This is a genomic window from Corynebacterium confusum (assembly GCF_030408715.1).
In the GTDB taxonomy this organism is placed as follows: Bacteria; Actinomycetota; Actinomycetes; order Mycobacteriales; family Mycobacteriaceae; genus Corynebacterium; species Corynebacterium confusum.
Map to the genome: position 1 here is coordinate 2105768 of NZ_CP047202.1, position 13300 is coordinate 2119067.

Annotated in this window: 12 protein-coding genes and 1 tRNA gene; 8 read left to right on the plus strand and 5 right to left on the minus strand. The window is 66.0% G+C overall.

All coding sequences use genetic code 11. From position 1 onward, the window contains the following. Positions 1-6 precede the first annotated feature (6 nt). Positions 7-432 (plus strand): HIT family protein, encoded by a 426-nt coding sequence (locus CCONF_RS09765; protein ID WP_290223209.1) that lies wholly within the window; start codon positions 7-9, stop codon positions 430-432. On the opposite strand, the gene CCONF_RS09770 is transcribed toward CCONF_RS09765, so the two are convergent. The 3 genes from CCONF_RS09770 to CCONF_RS09780 form a co-directional block, all read right to left on the minus strand. Further along, a complete protein-coding gene (locus CCONF_RS09770) occupies positions 429-1907 on the minus strand; it encodes a sensor histidine kinase (protein WP_290223212.1) in 1479 nt (492 codons plus the stop codon). The genes CCONF_RS09765 and CCONF_RS09770 overlap by 4 nt on opposite strands. A 43-nt stretch (positions 1908-1950) precedes the next feature. Continuing rightward, positions 1951-2673, minus strand: coding sequence for a response regulator transcription factor (locus tag CCONF_RS09775; protein ID WP_409338181.1), 723 nt, complete (start codon positions 2671-2673; stop codon positions 1951-1953). A gap of 247 nt (positions 2674-2920) precedes the next feature. Further along, on the minus strand, positions 2921-4663 hold the full coding sequence (locus CCONF_RS09780; protein WP_290223215.1) for a pyruvate dehydrogenase: 1743 nt from the start codon (positions 4661-4663) through the stop codon (positions 2921-2923). A 179-nt stretch (positions 4664-4842) separates the two neighbouring features. Here CCONF_RS09780 and CCONF_RS09785 point away from each other — a divergent pair, with 179 nt between their 5' ends. Together CCONF_RS09785 and CCONF_RS09790 are read left to right on the plus strand one after the other, a co-directional pair. Beyond that, positions 4843-6333 carry an MFS transporter gene (locus tag CCONF_RS09785; protein WP_290223217.1) on the plus strand — a complete coding sequence of 497 codons (1491 nt, stop codon included), beginning with the start codon at positions 4843-4845 and terminating at the stop codon, positions 6331-6333. Continuing rightward, a complete protein-coding gene (locus CCONF_RS09790) occupies positions 6320-6868 on the plus strand; it encodes a TetR/AcrR family transcriptional regulator (RefSeq protein ID WP_290223219.1) in 549 nt (182 codons plus the stop codon). Before CCONF_RS09785 ends, CCONF_RS09790 begins: the two co-directional genes overlap by 14 nt. A gap of 97 nt (positions 6869-6965) precedes the next feature. Here CCONF_RS09790 and CCONF_RS09795 read toward each other — a convergent pair. Beyond that, a tRNA-Thr gene (locus CCONF_RS09795) sits at positions 6966-7041 on the minus strand. Positions 7042-7251: 210 nt separating this feature from the next. Between CCONF_RS09795 and thrE the strand changes: the two genes are divergently transcribed. The 5 genes from thrE (at position 7252) to otsB (ending at position 12178) form a co-directional block, all read left to right on the plus strand. Next, a complete protein-coding gene (thrE, locus tag CCONF_RS09800; protein WP_290223221.1) occupies positions 7252-8997 on the plus strand; it encodes a threonine/serine exporter ThrE in 1746 nt (581 codons plus the stop codon). 75 nt (positions 8998-9072) lie between these two features. Beyond that, the gene (locus tag CCONF_RS09805) at positions 9073-9444 is read left to right on the plus strand and encodes a hypothetical protein (protein WP_290223223.1); all 372 of its coding nucleotides are present in this window, start codon (positions 9073-9075) and stop codon (positions 9442-9444) included. 9 nt (positions 9445-9453) lie between these two features. Then, positions 9454-10881, plus strand: a complete 1428-nt coding sequence (locus CCONF_RS09810; RefSeq protein WP_290223225.1) for an alpha,alpha-trehalose-phosphate synthase (UDP-forming) — start codon at positions 9454-9456, stop codon at positions 10879-10881. Next, on the plus strand, positions 10878-11384 hold the full coding sequence (locus CCONF_RS09815) for a hypothetical protein (protein WP_290223226.1): 507 nt from the start codon (positions 10878-10880) through the stop codon (positions 11382-11384). The genes CCONF_RS09810 and CCONF_RS09815 overlap by 4 nt, the downstream gene beginning before the upstream one ends. 29 nt (positions 11385-11413) lie before the next feature. Next, positions 11414-12178 carry a trehalose-phosphatase gene (gene otsB / locus CCONF_RS09820; protein WP_290223228.1) on the plus strand — a complete coding sequence of 255 codons (765 nt, stop codon included), beginning with the start codon at positions 11414-11416 and terminating at the stop codon, positions 12176-12178. Here the strand turns inward: otsB and CCONF_RS09825 are convergent. After that, complete coding sequence (locus CCONF_RS09825; RefSeq protein ID WP_290223230.1) at positions 12131-13219, minus strand: LacI family DNA-binding transcriptional regulator; 1089 nt, start codon at positions 13217-13219, stop codon at positions 12131-12133. The genes otsB and CCONF_RS09825 overlap by 48 nt on opposite strands. Between the last annotated feature and the right edge of the window lie 81 nt (positions 13220-13300).

A 13300-nucleotide genomic window follows, 5' to 3' on the forward strand; every position in this document is an offset into this window, starting at 1 on the left:
GGGGCCATGGCTTCTGTATTTACCAAGATCATCAACGGAGAACTCCCCGGCCGCTTTGTCTACCGGGACGAGCAGTGCGTGGCGTTTTTGTCGATCGAACCGCTGCGCTACGGGCACACCCTGGTCGTGCCGGTGCAAGAGGTCGACAAGTGGACTGACCTCGATCCGGAGACCTGGGGCCACCTGAACCAGGTCGCCCTGCGGATCGGCCAGGCCATCAAGAACGCCTTCGGCACCCCGCGCTCCGGCTACATCATCGCCGGCTTCGATGTCCCCCACACCCACATCCACCTCTTCCCCACCGAGAAGATGTCGGAATACGATTTCTCCAAGACCTACGCCGCCGAGGACACCGACTCGGCCGCCATGGACGAGGCGGCCGCCCGCATCCGCCAGCACCTGGGCACCGACTCGGAGGGCCGCCCAGCCTAATCCGCCGAAGCCGCGGGGTCGTCGGCCTCCGGATAGGCTGGCAGGCGCACGGTAAACACCGACCCCTCCCCCGGGGTCGAATCCACCGTGATGCTGCCGCCATGCTGTTCCACCAGGGATTTCACGATGGCCAGCCCCAGGCCCGAGCCGCCCGTGTCCCGCGTGCGCGAACTATCCTCGCGGTAGAAGCGCTCGAAGATATGGGCGGCTACGTCTTTGTCCATGCCCTTGCCGTCGTCGATGACGTCGAGCAGCACGTCCGTCGCGTCCCGGCGCAACTGCAGGGTCACCGCCGCGTCGTCGCCGCCGTGGCGGATGCCGTTGGAAATCAGGTTGAGCAAGACCTGGTGCAGGCGGTCCGGGTCGCCGTCGACCACGGGCACGGAATTCGACTTGTTGACCACCTGGATGTCCCGACCGGGGAAGGCCGCCCGGGCCGAGGAGCCGACCGCCAAGGCCAGCTCCAGCATGTCGACCAGCTTCTTGTCTAGCCGGTTGCCCTCGGCACGGGTGAGCGAGAGCAGGTCCTCGACCAGCAGCGACATGCGCGTCGACTCGGAATCGATCTTGGACAGGACCAGGTCTACGTCCTGGGTGGCCCCGGAGCGGTAGAGCTCCGTATAGCCGCGCAGGCTGGTCAGCGGGGTGCGCAGCTCGTGGGAGGCGTCGCCGACAAACCGGCGCATCTGCCCCTCCTTCGTCTGGGCCTCCTCCACGGAGCGCTGCAGGTGCCCCAGCATGACGTTGAGCGCTGCCGCCAGCTGGCCGACCTCGGTGTGAAGCGGCCACTCGGGCACGCGCTTGTTCAGGTCCCCGGCGGCGATTTCCGAGGCGGTCTTTTCCACCACCCGCAGCGGGCGCAGCGCCCACCGGATGGACCAATAGCCCGCCAGCGCGATGAGTGCGATGACGAGAGACAGGATCAGCACCTGGACCACCGCTAGGCCCTGCAGGATGCTTGCTTCGCTGCCCAGGGACTTGGCCACGACCGTGACCACCCCGTCGGTCTCAAAAGCCTGTGCTCGCCACTTGACCTCGTTTACCGCGGAATCGGTCGTGGACTCCACCGTCTCCGGGGAACCGCCGATGTAGAGGCCGTCGACCCGCGGCATGGAGTCGAAGACGTTGAAGTATTCGATGGAGCCGTTGGGGTAGATCTTGATAACGCAGAAGTCCGTCGGCGGGCGCTGCGAGCGGTCGCCCAGGGTGAACAGCTCGGGGCTTTGCGCCCAGCCCTTGGCCGCGGAGGCGATGTCCTCGTCCACGCGGTTGTACAACACGTCCCGCATGATCGACGAGACGGCCACGGAGCTGCCAACCAGGCCCAGGCCGGAGACCACCACGAGCAGGACCACCAGCCAGGTGCGCAGGGGCATCGCGGTGGTCTTGAAGCGGCCCTTAAACACCCGCTTTACCTTGGCCCACGCGGAGGTAGGTGCTGCGGCCTGGCGGGCGCTAGTTTCGGTGTCGGTCATGCTGGGGGACGGGGCAATCTCTCTTGAAGGTCAGGTACGGGTCTTAGCTGCGCGGGGTGCGCAGCACGTAGCCCACGCCGCGAACGGTATGGATGAGCGGGGTGTCGCCGGTATCAATCTTGCGGCGCAGGTAGGAGATGTAGGACTCGACCACGTTGCCGTCGCCACCGAAGTCGTAGTGCCAGACGTTGTCCAGGATCTTGGCCTTCGACAGGACGACCTCCTTGTTCTGCATGAGGTAGCGCAGGAGGTTGAACTCGGTGGGCGACAGATCGATGATCTTGCCCGCCTTGGTGACCTCGTGGGTGTCGTCGTTAAGCGTCAGGTCGGCATAAGACATGGTCGCGTTGTTGGACTCGTCTTCCACGCTGGCCCCGCGGCGCAGGATGACGCGCAGGCGGGTGATGACCTCTTCCAGGCTAAACGGCTTGGTCACGTAGTCGTCCGCGCCAATGGTCAGGCCGTGGATGCGCTGCTCGACGCTGTCCTTGGCGGTCAGGTAGAGCGCCGGGCCGTCGAGACCCTCGGAGCGCAGCTTGCCCAGCAGCTCGAAGCCGTCCATACCCGGCATCATGACGTCCAGGATGTAGGCGTCCGGGTTAATTTCGCGGGCAATCCGCAGCGCCTCGGTGCCGGAATTGGCCGTGCGCACGTCGAAGCCCTGGAATTTCAGGGACACGGTCAGCAGCTCGACAATATTGGGCTCGTCGTCTACGACGAGGATTTTAACGTTTTCGGTGCTCTTGTCGTCCATTGTTGTGACCATCGCTTTCTACTATTGGGACCTCTCAGCCCACCGGTACCGCGGACCTACTCGAGGCAAAATCCGCGCCCTTTGCGGGGCTGCTAGGAGAGAATCTGGTTCTCTCAGCTACTACACAGCAGTCTGCCACTTCAATTATCAAAGGTACTGACCGGTTACTGCAAGGAACCTGTGAGTTAGAAAAAGCGGGCCCAGCCGTGCTGGGCCCGCAGTTTTCACCGAAAACGCGTGGTACTAGACCACTGAAGGACTAGACCACAGAGGCCGGGATGTTGCGCAGGTTGGACTTAGCCATGCCCAACATCTTGCCCACGCCGCCACCTAAGACGGTGCGGGTGGCGGCCTTGGAAAAGCCCAGCAGCTGCTCGAAGGTCAGGGTCGGCGGCAGGGAGAGCGCGTTCGGGTCCGTGATCATGTCGATCAGGACCGGGCCGTCGAAGGCCATGGCTTCCTTGATCTGCTTGCGGGCCTTCTTCGGGTCCTCGATGCGGATGCACTTGATGCCGGCGGCTTCCGCGATCTTGGCGTAGTTGACCGGCGCGTGGTCGGTCTGGAACTCCGGCAGGCCCTGGACCAGCATCTCCAGCTTGACCATGCCGAGCGAGGAGTTGTTGAACACGAACATCTTAACCGGCAGGTTGTGCAGCTTCACGGTCAGCAGCTCGCCCATCAGCATGGACAGCCCGCCGTCGCCGGAGAAGGTGATGACCTGCTTGTCCGGGTTGGCAGCCTGGGCGCCAATGGCCTGCGGCAAGGCGTTAGCCATGGTGCCGTGGCGGAAGGAGCCGATCTGCTGACGCTTACCGTTGGCGGTGATGTAGCGCGCGCCCCAGACGTTGCACATACCGGTGTCCACGGTGAAGATGGCGTCGTCGTCCGCCTCGTCGTCGATGATGTCCGCCAGGTACTCCGGGTGCAGCGGGGTCTGCTTTTCCACGTCCTTGGTGTAGGCCTCGACGACGTGGTTGAGCTTGCGGTAGTGCTCCTTGAGCATCTTGTCCAGGAAGGAGCGGTCGGTCTTTTCCTCGACGCTCGGCAGGATGTTGGCCAGCGTGGCGGCGACGTCGCCGACCACCGGGTAGGAAATCTTGGTGCGGCGGCCGATGTGGGAGCCGTTGATGTCGACCTGGGCCACGTTGTGTTTGGGCAGGAAGTCGTTGTACGGGAAGTCCGTGCCCAGCAGGATGAGCAGGTCGGCGTCGTTGGTGGCGTCGTGCGCGGCGCCGTAGCCCAGCAGGCCGTTCATGCCGACGTCGAAGGGGTTGTCGTACTGGATGTACATCTTGCCGCCCAGGGCGTGGCCGATCGGGGCCTTGACCTTCTGGGCCAGCTCGAGGACCTCCTTGCGGGCGTCCTTGACGCCGGCGCCCACGAACAGGGCGACGCTCTTGGCCTCGTTGATGGCCTGGGCCAGAGCGGCAGCCTCGCGCGGGTCCGGGTAGACGACCGGGCGGCCGGTGGAAATCACCGAGTCGGTGAAGGTGTCATCGTCGGCCTCCTGGGTGGTGACGTCGCCCGGGATAACCAGGACGGACACGCCGTTGCCAGCCATGGTGGACTGGATGGCGTGGTGGAGGATCACCGCGCCCTGCTCGGCAGAGTTAACCATCTCGCAGTAGCCGGAGCACTCCTGGAAGATGGACTCGGGGTGGGTCTCCTGGAAGAAGGTGGAGCCGATCTGGCGGGACGGGATGTGGCTGGCGATGGCCAGCACCTTGGCGCCGTTGCGATTGGCGTCGTACAGGCCCTGGATGAGGTGGGTATTGCCGGGGCCGCAGGAGGCCGCGCACACGGCCAGCTCGCCGGTGGTCAGGGAGTCGGCCTCAGCGGCGAACGCTGCGGCTTCCTCGTTACGGACGTGCACCCACTCGATGTCCGACTGGCGCACGGCGTCAACGATCGGGTTCAGCGAATCGCCTACCAGACCGTAGATACGGCGGATGCCCTGCTTTTCTAGCGTTGCTACCAACTGTTCAGCGTATGAACGAGCCATGATTCAACTCCTTCGGTTATTAATTAATCTCCTCCGCCATTGTGCTCCCGAACCGGCCAAATATCCATATTCAGCGGTTATAAGGCTCGCCTTCTCACAGGCGGCGCACCTCTATGATTTCCGCCACTCCACACCCTTCGGGTTGTAAACAATACCGACCGGTCGTTACAGTAATCGGCATGCAAACGACGACTCTGCACCCCGAGGAGACCATGTCTAAGGGCGCCCGCTGGTCCTTCTTCGCCGTTATCTCCTCCGGCCTTTTGATGGTGGGACTCGACAACTCGATCCTCTATACCGCGCTGCCCGCGCTCAACGAGCAGCTCCACACGGATTCCACCCAGCAACTGTGGATCATCAACGCCTACGCGCTGGTGCTCGCGGGCCTGTTGCTAGGCACCGGCACGCTGGGTGACAAGATTGGCCACCGCCGCATGTTCGTTAACGGCCTGTGGATCTTCGGCGCCGCCTCCCTAGCGGCCGCCTTCGCCCCCTCCGCCTGGGCACTGGTTGCCGCCCGCGCGGTCCTGGGCCTCGGCGCCGCCATCATGATGCCGGCCACCCTGGCGCTTATCCGCCTGACCTTCCACGACGAGGTGGAGCGCAACACCGCCATCGGCATCTGGGCCTCCGTCGCCGTCGTCGGCGCCGCCGCCGGCCCGACCGTAGGCGGGTTCCTGCTCGAGCACTTCTGGTGGGGCTCGGCATTCCTCATCAACGTGCCCATCGTGGTGATCGCCCTGGTGGCCACCCGCCTGCTGGCGCCGCCGAATATCGCCAACCCGGACAAGCACTGGGATCTGGTCTCTTCGCTGCTGGCCCTGGTCACCCTGTCCAGCCTGGTCATGGCCATCAAGTCCGCGGCCAGCACCGAACCGAACTGGGGCATGGTCGCCGGCGCGCTCATCGTCTGCGCCATCGGCAGCTTCTTCTTCGCCCGCCGCCAGCGCCAGCTGATCGAACCGCTGCTGACCTTCGACGTCTTCCGCTCGCCCATCTTTACCGGCGGCGTCCTGGCCGCCGGCGGGGCGATGTTCGCCATAGCCGGCGTGGAGATGACCACCACGCAGAAACTCCAGCTCGTCGACGGCTTCAGCCCGCTGCAGGCCGGGTTGATCATCTCCGCGATGGCGATTGCCGCCGTGCCGACCTCGACGCTGGGCGGGGCTAACTTGCACCGCGTGGGTTTCCTGCCGCTTATTTCCGGTGGCTTCGTCCTCATGGCCGCCGGCGTCGGGGTCGCCTTCTGGGCCGGCCGTCACGACATCCTTTGGTTCTTCGTCGTCGCTATGGTCTTCACCGGCATGGGCGCAGGCTTGGCGATGTCCGTCGCCTCGACCGCCATCATCGGCGCCGCCCCGCCGCACCGCTCCGGCATGGCCGCCAGCGTGGAGGAAGTCTCCTACGAGTTCGGCACCTTACTCTCCATCGCGATCACTGGTTCCCTAGTCCCGCTGTTCATGGCCCAGGGCCTGCCGGAGAACACCGCCTCCCTCGGTATGGAGGCCCTCTACCAAGACTCCACCCACGCGGCCGCCGCCGTGGCCTACAATGACGGGTACATGTACACGCTTTGCATCCTGGCCGCAGTCACCGTGGGCTTTGCCGCAGTCACCGCCTACTGCTTCCGCCACAACCCCAAGTCCGGTGGTTACGTTGGCTCGCACTAGCAAGAAGGATCAGATCCTCGCCAGCGCCATTGAGATCATCGGCGAGGACGGCATCCATGCCGTGACCTACGACCGCCTGGCGGAGACCACCGGGCTGTCCAAGTCCGGGCTTATCTACCACTTCCCCTCCCGGCACGCCCTGCTGCGCGACATCCACACCTATGGCGCCGCGCGCTGGGAATCCGAGCTGGAGGACTACGCCGGCGGGCGCAAGGCCGACGAGCTCACCCCAACCCAGCGCCTGCGCGCCCTGCTGAGCTCCCTGGCGAAAAACGATCCCCTCGCCGAGCTGCTGATGAACATCCACGCCCAGACCGATCCGGAGTACTCCGCCCCCTGGGAATCCGTCAGCCTGCGCTGGGGCCCCGACCCAGCCGCCGCAATCGCTAACGATGCCGACCTGGCCGAACTCATCGCCCTCATCATGGGCGAGGGCCTTTGGATCCACGACCACATCACCGAGACCAAGCTCAGCGCCGACAACCGCGCCAAGCTCATCGAGTTCATGCTTAGCCAGCTGCCGGAGGAAAACTAGGTTCAGGAGTCCCGGTCAAATTTTTGGGCATTTCCTGGACTCTTGGGCGATCGATATCAATCCTCTGCCGCCGGAAAACGTCTTTGCGATGGCGCTTTGGAGCTGGAGACGAGACTTGAACTCGCAACCTACGCATTACAAGTGCGTTGCGCTACCAATTGCGCCACTCCAGCCTTCGCCACGGGTGGATTGCACTCCGTGACGACGTGTAAATGCTACCTTACGGTCGTTCGGGGACGAAAAGAGTGGCGGCGATGGGCCTTTAGGAGTACCTAAAAGGCGCGGGTGAAGGCGGGTTATGCGTGAGCGCTTTTCAGGCACTAGGCTTCCGGGTAGGTTCCTTATTCCACCCGTTTTTAACCCAGCTCGCTAAAGGATAGCGCGTGTCAGTTTTTTCCAAGTTGCGCGGGATTTTTCCGGGCAACAGCAGCAATATCGCCACTATCGATGCGGCGAAGGCCGCGCCGCCGCCCTCCCCGCTGGCGCCCATTGATCTGACCGACCCGGCCCAGGTCACCGGCGTCATGGAGATCGCCGCCCGGATCGGCGACCTCCTTATCTGTTCGGGTACGTCGAACTCCGACACCCGCGCGCAGGTCTACCTGGCGGCGGCCTCCTACGGCCTGCACTACTGCCACGTGGGGATCGTGCTCAACACGATCACCATCCACACCAATATCGGCACCGGCTCCGACCGCCGGCCGGTGACCGTCTTCCGGGTCGCCAGCGGGCTGGACGTGAACTTCTCCCGACTGGCGGCGGTGGACCGGCTCATCCGGTCCATCCACTCGGGCTCCACCCCGCCGGCGATGGCGGAGAAGATGCTCGACGACATCGAGGCGATGAAGCCGCCGCGCAGCGTGCGCTCCTCCCTGCTGGGCTGGGGCGTGATGGGCGGGACGTTCTCCGTCATGCTGGGCGGCGACATCTTCGTCGGCGTCGTCTCCTTCTTCGTCGCCCTGCTCATCATGTCCGCCAACGCGTGGCTGGGTAGGTTCCGATTACCGCCCTTCTACCAGAACATGGTCGGCGGGTTCATCGCCGTCGTGCCCGCGGCCTTTTTCTACCGCGTGGCGTCGAGCATCGGCCTGACCTTCTCACCCAGCCAGGTCATCGGTATGGGCATCGTCGTCTTGGTGGCCGGCCTGACGCTGGTGCAGTGTCTGGTCGACGGCATCACCAAGGCCCCGGTGACCTCTTCTGCCCGCTTCTTTGAGGCCTTGCTGTCTACCGGCGCCATCATCGCCGGTGTCGGCGTGGGAATCCAGTTCGTGGACTATATCGGGTTCACCCTGCCGCCGCTGGCGACCATCGCCCCGCCGGTCTACCACGAGATCCCGCTGCTCATCCTGTGCGGCGGCGTGGGCTCGGCCGGGTTTGCCTGGGCCTGCTACGCCTCCTGGTCGGAGACCATCATCTCCGGGCTGACCGCCGCGGCCGGTATGTTCTTCTACTACTTCGTCATTATCCCCTTCGGGGTCTCCACGGTCATCGCCAGCGGTATTTCCGCCGTGGCCGTGGGCCTGGCCGGCGGCCTGATGGCCCGCCGCTTCCTGATCCCGCCGCTGGTGACCATGATCTGTGGCTACACGCCCATGCTGCCCGGCCTGACGCTCTACCGCGGCATGTACGCCGCGCTGAACGAACAGATGATCACCGGCATGACCAACCTGGTCACCGCCCTGGCCATCGCCGGCGCACTGGCCGCCGGCGTGGTCTTCGGTGAGCGCGGTGCGCGGCGCCTGCGCCGCCCGAAGTACTTCCGCCCTTACTCCGCCTTCAAGCGCCTGGGCCGGTACTCCTTCCACCAGGCCACGCGCCTGGCCAACAGCCGCCCGCGCATCCCGCGGGTGCCGCTGTCCCCGTTCGCGCCCCGCCAGGAGTGCCCGGTTCCCCCGCCGGTGCACGGCCCGAAGCCGCCGACGGCCGCGCAGCAGGCCCGCCAGCGCCAGGACGAAAGCGCCACCCAGCAGTGGCAGGCCCAGGTGGATGCCGGGGAGCTCGACGATCACTGGCCACAGCGCTCAGAGTGGCCGGCCCAGCCGCAGCCGCTGCGCGAGGAAACCATCTACACCACCCCCGGTACCGAGGAGTTCTACGCCGCCCACGCGGATCCCGACCAGCGCTGAGCCAGGCCGGTAGCGTACAATATACGGTCTGAAGCTACTAGCTTATTTAGCGCCGTCGCACCGTAGGAGGAATACGTGCCACCCAAGGTCACTGACACCCAGCCCAACGTTGAGCAGATGAACGCCGTGGAGGAAGAGACCGCCGCAGCCGCCCGCCGCGTGGTCTCCACCTATGCCGAGGATTTTCTGGACGGCGTGACCTTGATGTCCATGCTGGGGGTCGAGCCCGACGGCCTTGTCCACAAGAAGGTACTGGCCGAGTACGGCGAGCCCGAGCCGAAGAAGTCGACGAAGAAGACCACCAAGAAGGCCGGGAAGAAGTCGACCAAGAAGGCTTCCAAAAAGTCCACGAAGAAGGCCAGCAAGAAATCGACTAAGAAGTCGACGAAGAAATCTACGAAGAAGGCTTCCAAAAAGTCCACCAAGAAGTCGACGAAGAAGTCTTAAGGACCTGCCATGGCCGGTACCAACAAGTTTGTGGTCGTGGCCAACCGTTTGCCGGTTGACCTTGTCACCCACCCGGACGGCTCCCAGGAATGGAAGGCCTCCCCGGGTGGTTTGGTCGCTGCCCTATCCCCGGTCCTGCGGGAGCAGGAGGGCTGCTGGGTGGGCTGGCCCGGCGTGGCCGACGCGGCCCCGGAACCTTTTACGACTCACGACGGCATCCACCTGCACCCGGTGCGGCTGTCCCAGCGTGACTACGAGGAGTTCTACGAGGGCTTTTCCAACGCGACCCTGTGGCCGCTGTACCACGATCTCATCGTGACCCCCGCCTACCACCGCGAGTGGTGGGCCACCTACCGCGACGTCAACCTGCGTTTTGCCAACGAGGTGGCCAGCGTCGCCGCCCAGGGCGCAACCGTGTGGGTGCAGGACTACCAGCTGCAGCTGCTGCCCGGCATCCTGGAGCAGCTGCGCCCGGATCTGACCATCGGATTCTTCCTGCACATCCCCTTCCCACCCGCGGATCTCTTCCGCCAGCTGCCCTGGCGCGAGGAGCTCATCCGCGGCCTGCTCGGCGCCGACGTCGTGGGCTTCCACCTAGAATCCAACGTGCACAACTTCCTGGGCCTGGCCCAAGCCCAGGGCTTGAGTGTGAGCGGACAGGTGGCTACCCGGCGCGCCAGCGCGCAAGTCGAAGCGCCCGACGGCCGGTTCACCCGGATCGGCGCCTTCCCCATCTCCATCGACATGGGGGACTTCCCGCCGGCAACCGAGGCGGACGTCGCCGAGGTCGAGCGCCTGCGCGCGGAGTTGGGCAACCCGGAAACCGTCATCCTGGGCGTGGACCGCCTGGACTACACCAAGGGCATCCTCCAGCGCCTGAGCGCTTTCGAGGAGCTGCTGGAAACCGGCGCGCTGGACCCGAAGAAGGTCGTCCTGGTGCAAATCGCCACCCCCTCGCGCGAGCGCATCGAACACTACCAGCAGACCCGTTCCGCGGTGGAGGAAGCCGTCGGGCGCATCAACGGGCGCTTCGGGGGCATCGGCAAGCCGGTGGTGCATTACAGCCACCGCTCGGTGCCGAAGCCGGTGCTGCGACAGTACTACCGCCTGGCAGACGTCCTGCTGGTCACGCCGTTCAAGGACGGCATGAACCTGGTGGCCAAGGAATACGTCGCCTGCCACGAGGACGGCTCCGGCGCCCTGGTGCTATCCGAGTTCGCCGGCGCGGCCAACGAGCTGGAGCAGGCCCACCTGTGCAACCCGTTCGATATCGAATCGGTCAAGTCCGCCCTCCGCCAAGCGGTGGTCGGGCTGCGCGAGAGCCCAGAGACCATGGAGGCCAATATGAAAACCCTGCACGCCCAGGTGCGCGACCACGACGTCCAAGTCTGGGCGCAAGCTTTCCTGCAGGCCCTCGGGGAGGCCAAGTCCGAATGAAGCCTATGACCCAGGCCGGGACCTGCCTGGCCGCCGCCGCGCTGGTGCTGGCCGGCTGCGGGGATTCCGAGCCGCCTGCGCCGACCGCCCCCGGCGACGAGCGCATCGTCGGCAAGGACTGGCAGGTAACGGGTATCTACACGGATCCGGAGGCCCTGTCGACCATCTCCGAGGCGGTGACCAATGTGCCGTCCATCAGCTTCGGCGAGTCGACCGCGGTGGGCACCACCGGCTGTGCCCGCTTCGTGGCCAAGGTCTCCTACGCCGAGGGAGAGGACGCCGCCAACGTGCGCGACGCCGATTACCTGCGCTTCGACGAGGTCCGCTACGACGAGCGCAGCGAGGACTGCACGGGTGAGGCCGCCTGGGCGCACAACAGTCTGTCCCGGCTCATCGCCACGGACCGCGAGTTCGACATCTCCATCAACCCCAACCACCAGCTGGTGCTTACCCTGCGCGACGGCAAGGTCGACAGCCCGGCGGTGGAATTCGTCTCGCTCTAGCGGGCCGGGCTCGCGGTAGATTGGAGGGCATGGATTATGCCCTCGCTCTCGACCGCCTCGCCACCACCGACCAGCTGCTGGTAGTCAGCGACTTCGACGGCACCCTGGCCGGCTTCGCCACTGATATCTACGCGGTCCAGCCCCACCCGGATTCCCTGGCCGCGCTGGAGCGGCTGTCCCGGCTGCCGCGCACCACCGTGGCCGCGCTGTCCGGCCGCCACCTGGCCGGGCTCAAGCAGGTCTTCCCCTTGGGCGCCCCGGTGCTCCTCGGTGGTTCCCACGGAGCGGAGACCGAGGGGCTGGACAACCCGGCTCTGGAGGCCGCGGCGGCCAAGATCACGGCCATCGACGAACGGCTGGAGGAACTGTCCGCCCAGCACCCAGGCACCTATATCGAATACAAGCCCGTCCACCGCGTCTTCCACGCCCTCGAGCTCTCCCAGCGCGACCCGGACGCGGCCGCGCGCGCCCTGGAGGCCGCCCTGCGGCTGGAGGTGCCGGGGCTGCACGTGACCGAGGGAAAGAACGTGGTGGAGTTTTCGGCCTCCACCGCCACGAAGGGCTCCTGGATCGCTGATACCCGCCGCCAGCTGGGCGCTACCGGGGTGGTCTTCCTGGGCGACGACGTCACGGACGAGACCGGTTTTCAGGCCCTCGATCCGGCCACGGACGTGGGCGTAAAGGTCGGCGAGGGGGACACGGCCGCGCAGCTGCGGGTGGCCGATGTCGAAGCGGTGGCGGCCTTCCTAACCGACCTGGCCGACCGTCGTGCCGGGGCTGTAGGTCGTTCCTAGGATCTTGCGCGGGTTGACCACCGGCTCCCCCGCGATGAGCCGGGCCAAAAGGTGCCCGGCCGCCGCACCCTTGGCCTTGTTCGGCTGCTGGACCGTGGCCACCCCGCGCAGGCGGGCGACCTCGATGCCGTCGAATCCGGTCACGGAGAGATCCCCGGGCACGCTCCAGCCGCGCTCGGCGGCGTAGTCCACAACGCCCAGCGCCATGGAGTCCGTCGTGCACAGCACGGCGGTCAGCCCCGGGTTGTCCTCCAAAAGCTCCGCCGCGGCCTCCCGGGCAGTGGCCGGCGTGTTGAGGTGGCGGGTCACCACGGGCACCCCCGCGGGATCCACGCCGGCGGTGGCGAAGACCTCGAGCGCGCCCTGCACGCGGGAGCGCTGCACGTGCATCTCGGCCGCGTCCAGGTCCGCTGGGCCCACGGCCCCGTCGAGCCGCGCGCGGCGCAGGCGGATGGACAGGATGCCGATCCGGCGGTGGCCGGCATCGATAAGCGCCTGGGCCGCCGGGGCGATGGCGGCGTGGTCGTCGATGCCGACGAACGGCAGGCCGGTGTCCACCGGCTGGTCGCAGACCACCACGGGCAGCCCGCGGGCCTGGGCGGCGGCCAGATAAGGATCGCCCGCGGCCACCGAGTAGATGACGAACCCGTCGACGCTGGCGCGGCCGAGTAGCTCGGCGGCGCTGGCCTCCCGGCCGGTGGTGTCCGGCCCGGCGGGGATCAGCGTCAGCGAAAAGTCCGTCCCGGTGGTCGCCTCGGAGAGCCCGGCCAGGAAGTCCACGGAGGCCATGTCCTCGAAGGCATAGGACAGGTGCTCGGTCAGCACCACTCCCCAGGACCCGGCGTGGCGAGTGCGCAGGCTGCGCGCCGTCGGATCGGGGCCGGGGTAGCCGCGGGCGGCCGCGGCGGCCAGGATGCGCTGCCGGGTGGCCGGGGCCAGTTGGTCCGGCCGGTTGTAGGCATTCGAGACCGTGGTACGGGAAACGCCCAGCTCAGCGGCTAGTGATGCCAGCGTCTTGCGCTGCGGGCTGCGTTTGACCATGCCCCCTACCTTACCGGCTGCCCGCACCCCGGTATTTTCAACTCATTTCCATTTGACAACAATTTTCAACAAATGCAGACT